At 75.5% G+C, this 15445-nt stretch carries 15 protein-coding genes and 1 tRNA gene; 5 read left to right on the forward strand and 11 right to left on the reverse strand.

Features of this window, described 5'->3' with window-relative positions; all coding sequences use genetic code 11:
- Positions 1-3: 3 nt before the first annotated feature.
- Positions 4-76, reverse strand: a tRNA-Phe gene (locus BDZ31_RS05055).
- A 70-nt stretch (positions 77-146) separates the two neighbouring features.
- Positions 147-662, reverse strand: coding sequence for a nitrogen regulation protein NR(II) (locus BDZ31_RS05060; RefSeq protein ID WP_183339607.1), 516 nt, complete (start codon positions 660-662; stop codon positions 147-149).
- Between the two features lie 99 nt (positions 663-761).
- Here BDZ31_RS05060 and BDZ31_RS05065 point away from each other — a divergent pair, with 99 nt between their 5' ends.
- Positions 762-1136, forward strand: coding sequence for a hypothetical protein (locus BDZ31_RS05065; RefSeq protein WP_183339609.1), 375 nt, complete (start codon positions 762-764; stop codon positions 1134-1136).
- 30 nt (positions 1137-1166) lie between these two features.
- On the opposite strand, the gene BDZ31_RS05070 is transcribed toward BDZ31_RS05065, so the two are convergent.
- The 5 genes from BDZ31_RS05070 to BDZ31_RS05090 form a co-directional block, all read right to left on the reverse strand.
- A complete protein-coding gene (locus tag BDZ31_RS05070) occupies positions 1167-1880 on the reverse strand; it encodes a rhomboid family intramembrane serine protease (protein WP_183339611.1) in 714 nt (237 codons plus the stop codon).
- A gap of 123 nt (positions 1881-2003) precedes the next feature.
- Positions 2004-2792 (reverse strand): peptidoglycan DD-metalloendopeptidase family protein, encoded by a 789-nt coding sequence (locus BDZ31_RS05075; RefSeq protein ID WP_183339613.1) that lies wholly within the window; start codon positions 2790-2792, stop codon positions 2004-2006.
- A 173-nt stretch (positions 2793-2965) separates the two neighbouring features.
- On the reverse strand, positions 2966-3511 hold the full coding sequence (locus BDZ31_RS05080; protein WP_183339615.1) for a hypothetical protein: 546 nt from the start codon (positions 3509-3511) through the stop codon (positions 2966-2968).
- 263 nt (positions 3512-3774) lie between these two features.
- Positions 3775-6078 carry a DEAD/DEAH box helicase gene (locus BDZ31_RS05085; RefSeq protein ID WP_183339617.1) on the reverse strand — a complete coding sequence of 768 codons (2304 nt, stop codon included), beginning with the start codon at positions 6076-6078 and terminating at the stop codon, positions 3775-3777.
- 57 nt (positions 6079-6135) lie between these two features.
- Entirely contained in the window at positions 6136-6573 is a 438-nt protein-coding gene (locus BDZ31_RS05090; protein ID WP_183339619.1) for an Lrp/AsnC family transcriptional regulator, read from the reverse strand.
- Between the two features lie 109 nt (positions 6574-6682).
- Between BDZ31_RS05090 and BDZ31_RS05095 the strand changes: the two genes are divergently transcribed.
- Entirely contained in the window at positions 6683-8779 is a 2097-nt protein-coding gene (locus BDZ31_RS05095; protein ID WP_183339621.1) for a DUF6421 family protein, read from the forward strand.
- Positions 8776-9825 (forward strand): threonine aldolase family protein, encoded by a 1050-nt coding sequence (locus tag BDZ31_RS05100; protein ID WP_183339623.1) that lies wholly within the window; start codon positions 8776-8778, stop codon positions 9823-9825. The genes BDZ31_RS05095 and BDZ31_RS05100 overlap by 4 nt, the downstream gene beginning before the upstream one ends.
- A 91-nt stretch (positions 9826-9916) precedes the next feature.
- Here the strand turns inward: BDZ31_RS05100 and BDZ31_RS05105 are convergent, their stop codons facing one another.
- Complete coding sequence (locus tag BDZ31_RS05105; RefSeq protein WP_183339625.1) at positions 9917-10951, reverse strand: penicillin-binding transpeptidase domain-containing protein; 1035 nt, start codon at positions 10949-10951, stop codon at positions 9917-9919.
- A gap of 78 nt (positions 10952-11029) precedes the next feature.
- Between BDZ31_RS05105 and BDZ31_RS05110 the strand changes: the two genes are divergently transcribed.
- Complete coding sequence (locus BDZ31_RS05110) at positions 11030-11851, forward strand: HAD family hydrolase (protein WP_183339627.1); 822 nt, start codon at positions 11030-11032, stop codon at positions 11849-11851.
- 33 nt (positions 11852-11884) lie between these two features.
- On the opposite strand, the gene BDZ31_RS05115 is transcribed toward BDZ31_RS05110, so the two are convergent.
- From BDZ31_RS05115 to BDZ31_RS05125, 3 genes are all read right to left on the reverse strand, one after another.
- Positions 11885-13015: an NAD(P)H-dependent glycerol-3-phosphate dehydrogenase gene (locus BDZ31_RS05115; protein WP_343075522.1), complete on the reverse strand. Its 1131-nt coding sequence runs from the start codon at positions 13013-13015 to the stop codon at positions 11885-11887.
- 84 nt (positions 13016-13099) lie between these two features.
- Positions 13100-13474 carry a hypothetical protein gene (locus BDZ31_RS05120; protein WP_183339629.1) on the reverse strand — a complete coding sequence of 125 codons (375 nt, stop codon included), beginning with the start codon at positions 13472-13474 and terminating at the stop codon, positions 13100-13102.
- Positions 13475-13503: 29 nt separating this feature from the next.
- The gene (locus BDZ31_RS05125; protein WP_183339631.1) at positions 13504-14349 is read right to left on the reverse strand and encodes a glycerate kinase; all 846 of its coding nucleotides are present in this window, start codon (positions 14347-14349) and stop codon (positions 13504-13506) included.
- Positions 14350-14527: 178 nt separating this feature from the next.
- On the opposite strand from BDZ31_RS05125, the gene BDZ31_RS05130 reads away from it, so the two are divergent.
- Positions 14528-15385 carry a D-alanyl-D-alanine carboxypeptidase family protein gene (locus tag BDZ31_RS05130; RefSeq protein WP_183339633.1) on the forward strand — a complete coding sequence of 286 codons (858 nt, stop codon included), beginning with the start codon at positions 14528-14530 and terminating at the stop codon, positions 15383-15385.
- The last annotated feature ends 60 nt before the right edge of the window (positions 15386-15445 follow it).

A 15445-nucleotide genomic window follows, 5' to 3' on the forward strand; every position in this document is an offset into this window, starting at 1 on the left:
AAATGGCGACTCCCAGACTCGAACTGGGGACACCACGATTTTCAGTCGTGTGCTCTACCAACTGAGCTAAGTCGCCGAGATCGCCGATGGTACCGAAGTTCGCGCCGGCGGTGACGGCTCGTCGGAGGGGCGGTCGGCCCGCCCGGTCAGTCGAGCACGACGACGGCGGCGCGGGGCGGGCCGCAGACGCCGATGCGGGCCGGGATGCGGACGCCGAAGACGTCGGCGGGACGGACCGTCATCCGCGTCGGCTCCTCCTCGCCACCGGCGGCCGCGGCGGAGATCGCGGTGGGGAGGGCGCCGCTCGGGCCTGCCTCCGCGTCGGCGGCCGACAGCAGCTCGGCGATCGGGCGGCCGATCGCCTCCTCAGGCGCGACGGCGAGCAGGTCGACGGCGGCCGGGGAGAGGGAGCGGACGGTCAGCGCGGCATCGACGAGCAGGAACGCCTCGCCCGGGCGCGGGGCCAGCGCGTCGGCGGCCTCGAGCAGCAGGCCGTCGCCGCACGCTTCGCAGCCGCGGGCGAACGGATGCGGGGTCGCGTCGGCCGGACCGGGCGCGCCGCAGGCGCCGCAGAACCAGCGGTGCGGACGCGCCGACTCGCCCGTTTCGGGGACGAGCCGCAGGTGGGCCGCGGCGCGGTTGTTCTGGCTTGGATTCGTCATCGCTTCGTCACTGCGTCGCCGGACCGGCGCCGGCTCCCCCCGGTGGGTTCGGGATCGACCCGGCGCGCCGCCCGCATCGCCGTGGCTAGGATCGCCGGCATGAGTCCTCGCACGCTCGTGGCCGGGATCGCGCTCGGCCGGCTCGCACTCGGCGCCGCCCTTCTCGCCGCGCCGCGCAAGGTCGTCGGTCCCGGCTGGATCGGCGGAGAGGCGGAGCGGCCCGCGGCCGGCGTGCTGCTGCGCGCCGTCGGGGCGCGCGACCTGGCGCTCGCCGTCGGCACGCTCGCCGCGCTCAAGCAGGGCTCGTCGCTCTCCCCGTGGATCGTCGGCGGCGCGCTCGCCGACGGCGCCGACTTCGCTGCGACGCTCGCCGCCGGTCAGGCGATCCCCACGCAGGGCCGCGCGAGCGTCGGGCTGCTCGCCGGCGGCGCCTTCGGCGCGCAGCTCGGCCTGCTGCGCGCCGTCAACGGGTGACGCGCGCGCCCGCCCGGCCGCTCAGCCGCCCTAGATCAGCAACGCGCCCGCGAACAGCACCACGACCAGCCCCACCACCAGGCCGGTCGCGGCGCTCTCGCTGCGCAGGCGCGCGCCCTCGCCGACCAGCAGCGAGCCGGCCAGGCCGCCGGCGACCAGCCCGCCGAGGTGACCGGCCTGCGAGATGCCGGGCACGAACAGGGTGCTGCTGAGCGAGTAGACGGTCCACGCCGCGGCGAAGACGAGCAGCAGGATCCGCCGCTGCCGCACGCCGACGAGCAGCGCGCCGCCGGCGAGGCCGAAGATCGCACCGGAGGCGCCGACGGTCAGCGCGTTCGGGTCGAAGGCCAGCACGGAGAAGGCGCCGCCGAGCAGGCCGGCCGCGTACACCAGCAGCATCCGCAGCGGCCCGACCGCGACCGACAGCACGCCGCCAAGGATCAGCAGCGCGACCAGGTTGCCGAACAGGTGCGGGCCGTTCGCGTGCAGGAAGCCGCTCGTCACGACCCGCCACCAGTCGCCGTGATCGACCTGCCAGCCGTTCAGGCCGCCGTGCTCGACGAGGCTCCCGTCCATCATGTCGCTGAACGGGGCGCTCGCCAGCTGCACGAGGAAGACGCCGACGTTGACGAGCACCAGCAGGACGAGCGCGCCGAAGACCGACCCGCCGCGCGCGCCGCCGCTGCCACCGCCGCCTCTCGGGCGCTGCGGCGGCGAACCGGGCGTGGTCGGCACGTAGCTCACGCGACCCATCATCGCGCAGCGACCTGAAGCGACGCGAAAGAGCGCCAGTTGGCTCGGCGCCCGAGAGCGACCGCCGCGACCGCCCGCACGCTGCCGGCTCGCCGACGGCGGCGGCCCGCGCGCCTACGCCGTCCCGGCCGCCCAGCGCTGCAGCTGCGGCAGCGGGTCGATCGGCGCCCCGCCGCTCGCCTGCCAGCCGCCGACCCAGATCTCGAAGTGGAGATGGGGACCGGAGGAGGCGCCGGTCGAGCCGACCTGCGCCAGCGCGTCGCCGGCCGCGACCGCCTGACCCGGCGCCACGACGACCGACCCGCGCTTCAGGTGCATGAAGACGTAGTCGCGGCCGTCGGCCGCGCCGCGAACGACGATGTAGATCCCGGCGCCCTTCGGCTGGTTGGCCTTCCACGTCACCGTGCCGTCGACCGGCGCGACGATCGGCGTCCCGCTCGCGGCCGCGACGTCCTGACCCTGATGGACGTGACCGGGACGGCCGGCGCCGAAGCGCGAGCCCTCCCCGCCGAAGGTGTAGGAGCCGACGACCGGGAAGCGGCCGGCGACGGTGCCGGGGTCGGGCGTCGAGGGCGCGGCGACTCTCCGCGGCGGCGTCTTCCTCGCCGGCCGTCTCGCCGCCGCTCTGCGCTTCGGGGCGGCCCGTCTCGGCGGCTTCGCGCGGCGCGGCGCGACGCCGACCGCGGCGCCGCCGGTGCGGCGGCTCGACGCTCTCCCGCCGCTCGGGGCAGGCCGGTCCGCCGGCGCGCCGCCGCTCCGACCGCCGTTGCCGGCGGCCGTCGCAACCGTCGTCGCCGCGCCGCCGCTGCCGGCGCCGGGCGCGGCCGTCGGAGCCGCGCCGCCGTTGCCCGCCGACGCGGGGGATGCCACGACGAGCAGGGCGAGCGCGGCTCCGAGAGCCACTGCGAGGGGGAAGGCGCGAAGGAACCGAGCCATCACCACGAACGTCGCCCGTCGCGATGCACCGGCCAGCGGCATGCAGGCCCGTGCACAACTTCACGGCGCAGAAGCTGCAGCGCGGCGGCCGATCCCCGCGAAGCTGCAACGGATCGCCCAGCTCAGGCGCCCCGGCGTCGTCACCGCACGCGCACGCTCAGCGGACCGGCGCTGCTCGCCTGATACGCCGAGTCTTCGTCGCGTCGCACGGTGAGGCGAACGACCTTGCCGCGCGCAGAACGCGGCAACCGCATGCGGAACCGCAGCTTGCCGCTCCTGCTACTGGCCCACCGCATTCGGCTCTGTCGATCCCACCTGAGCGTCATCTGGGCTCTGAGGCCATCCGGCGCGGGGCGGTTGTCGCCGGTGGAGACGGTCGCGACGAACGTGCCCCGACGGCTGATCGACGGGGTCCGCCGGACACCGATCCCGATCCAATGCTGGATCGCCTCGACCGTGAATTCGTACGGCTCATCGTATGGGCTCTGGCCGCCCCACACAGGATCGTCGAACACCAGGAACGCATCGGGGTGGGACTGCTCAGCGGTGAGGACGAAGCGGCGACCGTTCTCGTCGCCGTAACCGTCACCGCAGAGACGCGCCTCGCCCGTGTCCCACGAGTAGTCGTCGATGGCCTGTTTGAGGCACATCGTCGTCAGATCGGTCGTTCTCCACGCGACGGTCACGCGATCACGCGCGATCAGAGCAGGGAGCCGCCAGAACTCGGTGCGGTGATCGCGCCCGATGCTTCCGAAGTAGCGCTGGCCGATCGTTGCGCTTGGTGCGACGGATGGGTGGACGCCTCCTGCTGCGACAGCTGGCGCGGACCATGTCAGCAGGAGCGCAGCAGTGACTGCGGCGGCCGCTGCGATGCTTGCTGGGCGGCGCCTGTACGCGGGTCCAGAGGGAGTCATCGGCGCAATGTAGACAAGCGCCCGCTCGCGATGTCTCAGTTCGTGGAGTGACGGGGCTGCTCGCTCAGCAGCCGCCGCATCAGCGCGTCGGCGCCGCCCTTCGACAGCGGCTCGTTGAGGTTGCCGCACTTCGGCGATTGCACGCATGACGGGCAGCCGTGCTTGCAGCCGCACTCGGACACGAGCCGGTGGGCGTCGGCGACGAGCCGTTCGAAGCGCAGATAGCCCTGGCGCGTGATCCCGACGCCGCCGGGATGGCCGTCGTAGATGAAGATCGTCGGCCGCCCCGTCTGCGGATGGGCGTTGGTCGACAGCCCGCCGATGTCCCAGCGGTCGCACATCGCCAGCAGCGGCAGCACCGCGATCTGCGCGTGCTCGGCCGCGTGCAGCGCGCCGAGCAGCCGCTCGCTGTAGGCGTCGGGCCCGAGCACCGGGTCGTCGAGCTCGTACCAGAGCGCCTGCGTCGTGAACGCGGTCTCGGGCATGTCGAGCGCGGTGAAGTCGATCGTCTCGTGGTCGGCGAGCGACTTTCTCTGGTAGCCGGTGACGAGGTCGGTGACGACGACCGTCCCGAACGACAGCGTCACGCCCATCGTCTCGCGCCGCTCGCCGAGCCGCTCGATCGCGGTCATCGTCTCCTTCCGCGGCTGCGTGAACCAGTCGCCGTCGAACGGCTCCAGGAACGCACGCCGGTCGTGCAGGTCGAGCTGCTTGACCTCGTACGCTCTGCCCATGTGCAGGTAGACGGCGCCCTCGTGCGCGGTCGAGAACGCCCGCGCCGCCTCCATCGTCCCGATCACCTCGCCGACCGTCACGTCGATCAGCGCGAACGTGTCGGTCGAGGAGGAGCGCAGCGGCACGCGCGCCGCCGGGTACTCCTCCGGTCTGCGCAGCTGGAACCGCCCGCGCCGCTCGACCAGCAGGCCCGCGCTCACCAGCCGCTCGGCATGCGCCCGCCACGACGGCCCGAGCACCTCGGCGTCGCCGGGCGCGAGCGGCCCCTCGTGGGCGGCGCAGAGCAGGTGCGCGGCGTGGATCTGCTCGCTCTCGTGGTCGAGGATCGCCGCCTCGACCGGCCGCTCCAGGAACTCCTGCGGATGACGGCAGAAGAACTGGTCCAGCGCGTCCTCGCCGGCGACGTAGACCGCGAGCCCTCTGCCGCGGCGGCCGGCGCGGCCCCACATCTGTCTCAGCGACGCGACCGTCCCGGGGAAGGTGACGCAGATCGCCGCGTCGAGGTCGCCGATGTCGATCCCCAGCTCGAGCGCGTCGGTCGCCACCACGCCGCGCAGGTCGCCGCGCGACAGCCGCTCCTCCAGCTCGCGCCGCTGGTAGGCGGCGTAGCCGGCGCGGTAGGGCGCGATCTTGTCGACGAGGTCGTCGTGGCCGGACTGGCGCAGCCGCGCGCTCGCGCTGCGGAGGATCACCTCGACGCCCTTGCGCGACTTCATGAAGCAGATCGTCCGCGAGCCGGCCGCGACGAGGTCGGCGAACAGGTCGGCCGCCTCGCTCAGCGCCGAGGCCCGCGTCCCGAGCGCCTCGTCCATCAGCGGCGGGTTCCACATCGCGATCTTGCGCTGCGACGCCGGCGCCCCGTCGCGGTCGACGAGCGCGATCTCCTCCAGGCCGGTCAGCCGCTGCGCCAGCTCCAGCGGGTTGGCGACGGTCGCGCTCGCGAGCAGGAAGCGCGGCTCGGTCCCATACGCCGCCGCGATTCGCCGCAGCCGCCGCAGCACGTTCGCGACGTGGGAGCCGAACACGCCGCGATAGACGTGCGCCTCGTCGACGACGACGACCGCGAGGTTGGCGAGGAAGTCGGCCCACGCCCGATGGTTGGGCAGCACGCCGACGTGGAGCATGTCCGGGTTGGTGAGGACGACGTTGGCCGATCTGCGGATCGCCGAGCGCTCCTGCGCCGGCGTGTCGCCGTCGTAGATCGCCGGTCGCAGCCGCGGCAGTCTCAGCGCCGCCAGCGCGCGCGCCTGGTCCTGCGCCAGCGCCTTCGTCGGGTAGAGGTAGAGCGCCCGCGCGCGCGGGTCGACGTGCAGCATCTGCAGCGTCGGCAGGTTGAAGCAGAGCGACTTGCCCGACGCCGTCCCGGTCGTGACGATCATCGGCCCGTCGATCGCGGCGAACAGCGCGTCGCGCTGGTGGGCGTGGAGCGCGCCGACGCCGATCCGCGCCAGCGCCGCGCGCACCTCGTGGTGCAGCTCGTCGGGGATCGGCGCCGCGCTGCCGGCCCGCGGCGGCACGACCGACTCGTGCACGAGCCGCTCGTCGGCCCGCCCGCGCGCGAGCAGCCCCTCCCAGGGCTCCACGATCTCGTCGGTGGCGGCCATCACTCGATGGTACGCGCCCGGGGTCCGAGCGCTCGACGCCGCCGCCCGCCCCGGCGCCTACCCCCGCCCGCGCGCGACCAGGCGGGAGAGGACGATCTGCGAGCGGGTCCGCACCACCGAGCCGTCCTGCTGGAAGGCGCGGATCAGGCGCTCGAGGTCGCGCGCGTCGGCGACCCGCACGCGCGCGATCGCGTCGGCGTCGCCGGTGACGCTCCACGCCTCGACGACCTCCGGATGCGCGTCGAGGCGAGCGGCGACCTCGTCGAGCTGGATCCCGGGCGCGAAGAACAGCTCGACCAGCGCCTCGGTCGCCGCGCCGAGCGCGTCGTGGTCGACGACCGCGGTGAAGCCCTCGATCGCGCCGCTGGACCGCAGCCGGTCGACGCGGCGCTTCACCGCCGGCGCGCTGAGCGCGACGCGCCGGCCGACGTCGCCGTACGAACGGCGCGCGTCCTCGACGAGCAGCGCAACGATCTGCCGGTCGGTCTCGTCCATTCGTTCGATTCTTGCACCGACGCGCACGATCGAACCCTCGACCGCGTCGCGCTCCGGTTCTACCGTCAAAGGCAGCCCGACCTCACACAGGAAGCCGGAGGGAAGCGCCATGCCCGATCGTCCCGCGTCGGCCCGGATCGTCTTCGACGAGGCCCACGGGGAGGCATGGACCGTCCGCCCCGAGGTGGCCCGCGCGATCCAGCCGGCCCACCCCGCCGACGCCTCCTACGCCCGCGCCGCCGAGCTGCTCCGCGCGCACGACCTCGCGGTCGCCGCCCACGCCGACGGACCGCTCGACGCGGCCGCGCTCGACGGCGCCGACGTGCTCGTGATCGCCCACCCCTCCGAGCCGGCGTGGGAGCGCGTCGTACCCGGCGGCTCGCCGCGCCTGTCAGCGGACGAGCTCGACGCGATCGAGGCGTTCGTCGCGCGCGGCGGCGGGCTGATCGTGCTCGGCGAGGAGGAGCAGGCGAAGTACGGCAACAACCTCGACGCGCTGCTCGGCCGCTTCGGGATCGAGATCGAGAGCCGCGCCGTCGCCGACTGGGAGCACCACGAGGCCAGCCCGCACTGGATCGTCGCCGAGCTGTCCCGTCCGGCCGGCGGCGTCGACCTGCTCGCCCGCGTCGAGCGGGCCTGCTTCTACCGCGCCACGACGCTCCGCGCGCGCGACGGCGCGCAGGTGCTCGCGCGCACTTCCGCGACGGCGTCGGAGCCGCACGCGCCGCTGCTGGCGGTCGCCGAGCACGGCGCCGGCCGCGTCGTCGCGCTCGCCGACTCCGACCTCTTCGGCGACGACTGCATCGACCTCCACGACCACGCCACGCTGTGGCTCAACCTCGTCCACTGGGCCGCCGGCCGCGCCTTCGCCGCGCCGCTGGCGCCCTCGCCGCAGGCCGTCGCCGCGAAGGACGACCTGCACTGGCGGGCGCTGAAGCGCGAGGTCGACGCGCTCCGCCTCCAGCAGGAGCCCGACGGCAGCGTCGACCTGGCCGTCCACGACCCCGCCGCGCTGCACGCACGCGTCGAGGCGATCGCGGCCGCCGTCACCGGCCTCGCGCCGCGCTTCCCCCATCAACACGACTACCTCGACGCCGTCCTCGCCGACCTGGCGCGCTGGGCCGGCGACGGCTTCGGCCGCCCCGACTTCACCGCCGCGCTCGAGCGCTTCCGGCCCGACCTGCAGCGCCGCGACGGGATCGAGCACCTCGTCCTCTTCCCGATGTACAAGCAGAACGGCCCGCGCGAGAAGAGCTTCGAGGCGCTGATCGTCGAGGTGCCATGGCCCGGCTGGCTCGCCGAGCTTGAGCGCGACCGCTATGACAACGCCAAGTTCGTCCCGGTCTGCCTCGTCGACCACACCGCCGGCTACGACTCCGACTGCGCCGTCCTCTTCCCCGAGACGGTCTCGGTCGCCGGCACGCCGGCCAACCACTTCGGCGGGATCTTCTGCGACCGCGAGGCCGAGCGCTTCCGCCGCACCTCGACGCGGGCCGCCGCGGTCCTGCGGCTCAACCTGCCGCCCGACGCCGCTGCGCTGCTGCGCTCCGAGCGGCTGTCGCGCGACGCCTACGAGCTGTGGGACCTGATCCACGACCGCACCCACAGCCACGGCGACCTGCCGTTCGACCCGTTCATGATCCGCCAGCGGATGCCGTACTGGATGTACGCGCTGGAGGAGCTGCGCTGCGACCTGACGGCCTTCGGCGAGGCGGTGCGGCTGGAGTCGGAGGGGTTCGCCTTCGCCCGCCACGTCCAGTACGCGATCCTCTTCGACCGCCTCTTCCGCTTCCCGATCACCGGCCCGCGCAGACGCAACTACGACGGCCTCGGCGGCCAGCTGCTGTTCGGCTTCCTGCACGCGACCGGCCGCCTGCACTGGACCGACAACCGCCTCACGATCGACTGGGCGGCGGTCGCCGGCGGCGTGCTGGAGCTGCGCGAGCGGGTCGAGGCGCTCTACCGCGCCGGCATCCAGCGCACCAAGCTGCAGCACTGGGAGGCGGCGCACGACCTCGTCTCCGCCTACGTGCCGCCGGCCGCCGGCTCCCGCTGGGCCGCCGGCGCGCGCGACTTCGCCGAGACGCCCGAGCCGAGACCGTACGTCGACGAGGTGCTCGACGACGAGTTCCCGCTGTCGCTCTTCTACGTCTCGCTGCAGCGGAAGCTCGCCGATCGGGCCGAGGCTGCGACCATCGCCGCATGACGACATTCGCGAGCGACAACTACGCGCCCGCCCACCCGGCGGTGATCGACGCGATCGCCGCGGCCAACGACGGACACGCAGGCGCCTACGGAGCCGACCCCTGGACCGCCCGCGCCGAGCAGCTGCTGCGCGCGCAGCTCGGCGACGACGCGCGCGTCTTCCCCGTCTTCAACGGCACCGGCGCCAACGTGCTCTCGCTGCGCGCCGCCTGCACGCCGTGGGGCGCAGCGATCTGCACGACCGTCGCCCACCTGACGCGCGACGAGGGCGGCGCCCCCGAGCGCGTCGGCGGCATCAAGCTGCTGACCGCGCCGACGGCCGACGGCAAGCTGTCGCCGGCCGACGTCGAGCGTCTCTGCGCCCGGCTCGGCGACGAGCACCAGGCGCAGGCGCAGGTCGTCTCGATCGCGAACGCGACCGAGCTGGGGACCGTCTACACGCCTGAGGAGACGCGCGCGCTCGCCGACGCCGCCCACGCCCGCGGCCTCGCGCTCCACGTCGACGGCGCCCGCATCTGCCAGGCGGCGGCATCGCTCGGCGTGACGCTGCGCGCGCTGACCGCCGACGCCGGCGTCGACCTGCTGTCGTTCGGCGCGACGAAGGCCGGCGCGCTCGGCGCCGAGGCGGTCGTCGTGCTCGGCGGCGGCGCGCACGTGCGCAACGCCGACGGCCTCCCGTACCTGCGCAAGCAGTCGCTCCAGCTCGCCTCCAAGGGCCGCTTCCTCGCCGCGCAGCTCGTCGCGCTGCTCGAGGACGGGCTGTGGGAGCGGCTCGCCGCGCACGCCAACGCGATGGCGCGGCGGCTCGCCGACGGCGTGCGCGACGCGCCCGGCCTGGAGCTGGCGCAGGCGGTCGAGTCGAACGCCGTCTTCGCGCGGCTCCCGGCCGAGGCGATCGTCGAGCTGCAGCGCGACTGGCGCTTCTACGTCTGGGATGCCGCCGCCGGCGAGGTCCGCTGGATGTGCTCCTGGGACACCGACCCCGACGACGTCGACCGCTTCGCCGCCGCCGTCCGCGACGTCCTCGCGGCCCACGCCGCCGCCTGACCCGGCCCGCCTGCGGGGACCTTTGTCATCCGATGCACGCTGAGCCGGCATCGGATGACAGAGGTCTCCGGCCGGCGCGGGCGGCAGCGGCTCAGCCGGCGAGCGCCTTCAGGACCTCTCGCGCGATCGGGGCGGCGGCGGTCCCGCCGGTCTGGTCGGGGTTGGCGCGCAGCGAGACGGCGAGCGCCCAGCGGGGACGCGCGAACGGGGCGAAGGCGATCGTGCTCGCCTGGATCGCGCCGTCGGGCAGCCGCACCGTGCCGGTCTTGCCGGCGATCGCCAAACGCGGATCGTCCATCGCCGCGCCTGTCCCGTCGGTGACGGCGAGTCGCAGCCCGCGTCGCAGCTCGCGCGCGACCGCCGCTCGCCACAGCCGGCCGCCGCTCGCGCGCGGCGGTCGCTGCGCCAGCCACGGACGCGGCACCGTGCCGTCGCCGGCGACCGCGGCGGCGAGCAGCGCGAGTTGGAGGACGGTCGTGCGCTGCAGCTCGTCGACGTCGACGTAGCGCCCGTCCGGGCCGATCGGCTCCGCCACGTTCGCGACGCTCGCGGCCAGCCGCGTCGGCGGCAGGTCGACCTCGACCGGGCTGCCCCAGCCACCGCGCCGCAGGCCGGCCTCGATCCGCGCGGCGCCGAGCGCGACGGCGACGTGCGAGAAGGCGGTGTTGCTCGAGTGCGCGAGCGCCTGCGCGAGCGTCAGCGGGCCGAGTCGCACGCCTCTGTAGTTGTCGGCGCCCGGCGCCGCCGGCATGTCGCCGTCGAGCGGTCCGTCGGCGTCGATCAGGCCCTCCTCCAGCGCCAGGCCGCCGAGCAGCGTCTTCAGCGTCGAGCCCGGCGGGACGGCGTCGCGCGTCGCCGACCCGCCGCCGCTGCCGGTGAGCACGACGATCCGGCCGTCGCGCAGGTCGAGCGCCGCGACCCCGCCGCGGCGGCCGGCGAGCGCGTGGCGGGCCGCCCGCTGCGCCGCGGCGTCGAGCGCGGGAGCCGGCGGCGGCGCGTCGGGGTCGGTCACGGTCGGCGCCGGGCGCTCGACGCGGTCGTCGTCGGGCGCGGAGCCGCCCCCGCACGCGGCGAGGGCGACCGTCGCGAGCAGCAGGAGCAGGGCGTGCGGCAGGCGTCGGAGCATGCGCTGCAGTCTGACGCGGGCAGGCTGCGCTCGCGGTGCGGGACGCCGGCTCCCGTGCCGAGCCGTCACACTGGAGCGATGCCCCTCCGCTGCCTCTACGTCGACCTCGACGGAACCCTGCTCGGCCCCGGCGCGTCGCTCCTGCGCGGTGCCGACGGCTCCTTCTCGAACGCCGGCGTGCGCGCGCTGGAGGCCTGTCACCGCGCCGAGGTCGAGGTCGTGATCTACACCGGCCGCCGGGAGACGCAGGTGAGAGAGGACGCGCGCCTGATCGGCCAGACCGCCTACATCTTCGAGGCCGGCGCGGGGCTGGTCGTCGACGGCGAGCTGGAGTGGCTGACCGGCGGCCTGGAGCCGACCGCCGAGCAGACGATCCACGCGCAGATCGAGGCGAGCGGCGCCCCGGCGCTGCTGCTGGAGCGCTTCCCGAGACAGCTCGAGTACCACGCGCCGTGGCACGTCAACCGCGAGGTCTCGCATCTCTTCCGCGGCCTCGTCGACGCCGAGGAGGTCGCCGCGCTCCTGACCGAGCACGGCCACGACGAGCTGCGCCTCGTCGACAACGGCACCGTCCACTCGCGCAGCGCCGCGCTCGCCGCGCTGCCGCAGGTGCGCGCCTACCACCTCGTCCCGAGAGCGGCGTCGAAGGCCGGCGCGGTCGCGCGCCACATGCAGATCCGCGGCTACCGCCCCGACGAGTGCATCGCCGTCGGCGACTCGCGCGAGGACCTCGGCGCCGCCGTCGCGGTCGGGACGTTCTGGTTCGTCGCCAACGCGCTCGAGAAGGACCCGACGCTGCGCGAGGCGATCGCGGGCAGGCCGAACGTCCGCGTCGCCGAGGGCGCCCACGGCGAGGGCGTCTACGAGGCGGTCGTCACCACGCTCGCCGAGCGGCGCTGAGCCGAACCGAGCCGCGGGGCCGGCGGCGATCCGCTACGCCGGCCGCTCGCGCTCGCTGGGGGCGTCGGCGCCGAACCAGCCGCGGATGCGGCTGCCTGCGCGCGAGAGGAGGCCTCTCGGCACCGCTCTGGAGACCCGCCGCCGGGCCGGCTGCGGCACCGTCGCGCGCACGAGCGCGACCCAGTCGGGCAGCGGCAGCTGGCCGCGGATCAGGCGGCTGAGCGCGTCGGTGACCGGCGCCTCGACGCCGGCGTCGGCGAGCGCTCTGGCCAGCAGCGGGACCGACTCGAGCGCCTCGACCGCCTGGCCGATCCGCTCGGGGATCTCGCCGGCGGGGACGCCCTCGGCGAGCAGCTCGCCCGCGCGGCGGTTGCGGCTCTGCGGCGCCAGCGCGGTCGCGACGAGGTCGCCGGTGCCGGCCAAGCCGATCATCGACTCCGGCCGCGCGCCCTGGCGCTCGGCGAACCGCCACACCTCGGCGAAGATGTGCCCGGCGGCGGCGCCCGCGGCGTTCAGGCCCTGCGCCTCGGTCGCGCCGGCGGCGAGCGCGGCGGCGTTCTTGGCGGCGCCGGCCAGCTCGACCCCGACCGGGTCGTCGGACTGCTCGCAGACGACGCCGGCCCGTATGAAGACGCTGGCGATCAGTCTCGCCAGCTCCTCGTCGGTCGCGGCGGCGACGAGCCCGGCACCCTCGCGCACCATCTCCTGCGCGTGCGCCGGCCCGCCGACGCAGGCGACCCGCTCGGCGCCGAAGCGCGAGCGCAGCAGCACGGTCGGGGCCGTGCCGGCCGGCGGTACGAGCCCCTTCGACAGCGACACGAGCGAGGCGCGGCGGCTCAGGCCGGCCGACTCCAACCCCGCGATCACCTGCTCGACGCGCGCGGAGGGGACGGCGAGGAAGACGAACTCGGCGCGCGCCAGCCCGGCCGACGCCGGCTCTATCCGCAGCTCCTTCGGCAGCTCGACCCCGGGCAGGTAGACGCGGTTCTCACGCCCCTCGGTCAGCTGACGCGCCTGCTCGACCGTCCGCGTCTGCAGCGTCGTGCGCAGCCCGCCGCGCGCCAGCAGCACGGCGACGGCCGTCCCGAACGAGCCGGCGCCGACGACGACCGCCCGCCGCAGCGGCGGCGGGACGGGGATCTGTGGGCGCGGCAGCGGAGGCACGTCGCGGGCGAGCGTAGCGGTCCGGCGGCGCCCGCAGCGCCTTCGGAGCACCGCTGAGAGCGATCGTGCGCCGTCCCGGCGCGCTCACCGTCGCGGCGCGTCGAGGTCGCGCGCGTCGACGACGACGATCTCCCCGTCGACGACCTCGCTGCGGAAGCACGGATGGCCGCTGACCATCAGCGTCCGCGGGTCGTCGCGGTCGTAGAGGACCCGCGCCGGCTCGCCGGGCGCCAGGCCGTGGCGCGTGAAGCGGTTCATGAACTGGCGGTGGACGACGCGCACGGGCGGGCCGCCGGGCACGGCGACGTCGAGCGTCAGCTCGACCTCGCGCGCCTCTCCGGCGCGGGTGGCGCCGGTCTCGCGCAGCGCGACGACGGTCGCGCGGCCGGCGACGCCGCGCGCCGCGAGCGCGGCGGCATGCGCGCGCTCGCGGGTGGGCCTGCGCCGGAAGAGCCGCATCGGGCGCAGCGTAACGCCTGACGGCGGGCTCAGACGATGGTTGCCAGCTGCCGTCCGGCCAGCTCCAGCTGCTCGGCCGTCGACGCCTCCAGCACCGCCTGCAGGTCGAGGATCCGGCCGCCGAAGGCGTCGAGCGTGCGGCTGCCGACGACGGCGAAGCATGGGACGCCGCTCTGGCGCGCCCGCGTCGCCAGCTCGCCGGGCGCCTTGCCGGCGAGCGTCCGCAGGTCGAGCAGCCCCTCGCCGACGATCACCGCCCGCGCCGCCCGCATCCGCGCGTCGGCGCCGAGCTGCTCCAGCACGAACGCCGCGCCCGATTCCAGCCGCGCGTCGCACGCCCTCGCCAGCGCGGCCGCGATCCCGCCGCCGCTGGCGCCCCACGCGATCCCGCCGGCCGGCGTGCGCACGTCGCAGAGGACGACGAGCGGCTGCTCGATGCCGCCGCCGGAGGCGATCGCCTCGACCGCCCCCTCGCCGCCGTCGCCGGCGGCGACGTCCCCGGCGCCGACGATCAGCACCTTGGCGCCGGTCTCGGCGGCCGCCAGCAGCAGCTCGCCGGCCGGCGCGCTCGACCGCGGCGCCCCGTCCGCGGCGTCACGCGAGCACCCGAGCACCGAGCAGAGCTCGACGATCGCCGTGCCGCCGTCCTCGATCAGGCCGATCCCGACCGCTCTGCCGCCGACCTCGACCGCGGCGGTCTCGCCGCCGAGCGCGGGCAGCAGCACCTCGAGCGTGCCGAGGCCGCCGTCGGCGAGCGGGCAGCGATCGACCTCCCAGCCCTCGCGTTCGAGCCCGCGCGCGAGCGCGGCCGCGACCTCGGTCGCGCGCAGCGTGCCCTTGAACGGGGCGGGGGCGACGAGGAGCGGGGCCGGCATCGCCGCGCATCCTAGTGCCGCGGCGGCGGGCGGGCCGGTGCGCGCCGGCCGCGGCGGGTCGCTGGGCATCCGGCGGCTCCCGGAGCCGCCCTGCGGGTGATTCCGTCTTGTGAGGACCGGTCGGCCGCCGCACAATCGCCGGCGTCACCGCCCTCCCTCCGTCGATCGGAGCCCAGAGATGAGAAGACTGCGCCTGCTGGCGGCGGCCGTCGTCGTCGTGCTCGCCGCCGTCGCGCTCGACGGCGCCCTGACCGGCTCGGCTGCCGACCTCGACCGCGGCGGCGGCCGCTCGGCGGCGCCGCCGCCGGGGCTGCCGCCGCACACCGCCGCGATCGTCGCCGACGCCGAGACCGGCGAGGTGCTGTACGCCGACCAGCCCCACCGCGGCGTGCTGATCGCCAGCACCGCGAAGCTGATGACCGCGCTGATCGCGCTCGAGCGCCTGCCGCTCGACGCGGTCGTGACCGCGCCGGGCTACGTCGGCGACGGCAGCGAGTCGACGATGGGGCTCGGCAACGGCGAGCGGATCGCGGTCGCCGACCTGCTCCGCGGCCTGCTGATGGCCAGCGGCAACGACGCGGCCGTCGCGCTCGCCCATGCCGTCGCCGGCTCCCAACCGGCGTTCGTCGCGCTGATGAACGAGCGCGCGCGAGAGCTGGGGATGCACGACACCAGCTACGGCAACCCGATCGGCCTCGACCACGGGACCCGCTCCAGCGCCGCCGACCTCGTCACCGTCACCCGCGCGCTGCGCCGCCACGGCTTCTTCCGCGCGACCGTCGCCGCACCGCGGGCGACGCTGGAGAGCGGCGCCTGGCGGCGCACGCTGCACAACACCAACCGGCTGCTCGGCGGGTCGCTCGCCGTCGACGGCGTCAAGACCGGCCACACCGAGGCCGCCGGGTACGTGCTCGTCGGCTCGGCGACGCGCGGCCGGCGGGCGGTCGTCTCGGTCGTGCTCGGCGCGCGCAGCGAGGCCGATCGCGACGAGGCGACGATCCGGCTGCTGCGCTACGGGCTGAAGCGGCTGCGGTGAGCGCGGTCGCGCCTCCGGGAGATCACGGAGGCGCGACCGTGCATTCCCGGATGGCGGCGG

This window comes from Conexibacter arvalis (assembly GCF_014199525.1).
GTDB lineage: Bacteria > Actinomycetota > Thermoleophilia > Solirubrobacterales > Solirubrobacteraceae > Conexibacter > Conexibacter arvalis.

Excerpts from the sequence above, each read along its gene's own strand:
- BDZ31_RS05060 (WP_183339607.1), bottom strand. The coding sequence starts at position 662 with ATGACGAATCCAAGCCAGAACAACCGCGCCGCGGCCCACCTGCGGCTC.
- BDZ31_RS05065 (WP_183339609.1), top strand. The coding sequence starts at position 762 with ATGAGTCCTCGCACGCTCGTGGCCGGGATCGCGCTCGGCCGGCTCGCA.
- BDZ31_RS05085 (WP_183339617.1), bottom strand. The coding sequence starts at position 6,078 with ATGGCCGCCACCGACGAGATCGTGGAGCCCTGGGAGGGGCTGCTCGCG.
- BDZ31_RS05090 (WP_183339619.1), bottom strand. The coding sequence starts at position 6,573 with ATGGACGAGACCGACCGGCAGATCGTTGCGCTGCTCGTCGAGGACGCG.
- BDZ31_RS05095 (WP_183339621.1), top strand. The coding sequence starts at position 6,683 with ATGCCCGATCGTCCCGCGTCGGCCCGGATCGTCTTCGACGAGGCCCAC.
- BDZ31_RS05100 (WP_183339623.1), top strand. The coding sequence starts at position 8,776 with ATGACGACATTCGCGAGCGACAACTACGCGCCCGCCCACCCGGCGGTG.
- BDZ31_RS05105 (WP_183339625.1), bottom strand. The coding sequence starts at position 10,951 with ATGCTCCGACGCCTGCCGCACGCCCTGCTCCTGCTGCTCGCGACGGTC.
- BDZ31_RS05110 (WP_183339627.1), top strand. The coding sequence starts at position 11,030 with ATGCCCCTCCGCTGCCTCTACGTCGACCTCGACGGAACCCTGCTCGGC.
- BDZ31_RS05120 (WP_183339629.1), bottom strand. The coding sequence starts at position 13,474 with ATGCGGCTCTTCCGGCGCAGGCCCACCCGCGAGCGCGCGCATGCCGCC.
- BDZ31_RS05125 (WP_183339631.1), bottom strand. The coding sequence starts at position 14,349 with ATGCCGGCCCCGCTCCTCGTCGCCCCCGCCCCGTTCAAGGGCACGCTG.
- BDZ31_RS05130 (WP_183339633.1), top strand. The coding sequence starts at position 14,528 with ATGAGAAGACTGCGCCTGCTGGCGGCGGCCGTCGTCGTCGTGCTCGCC.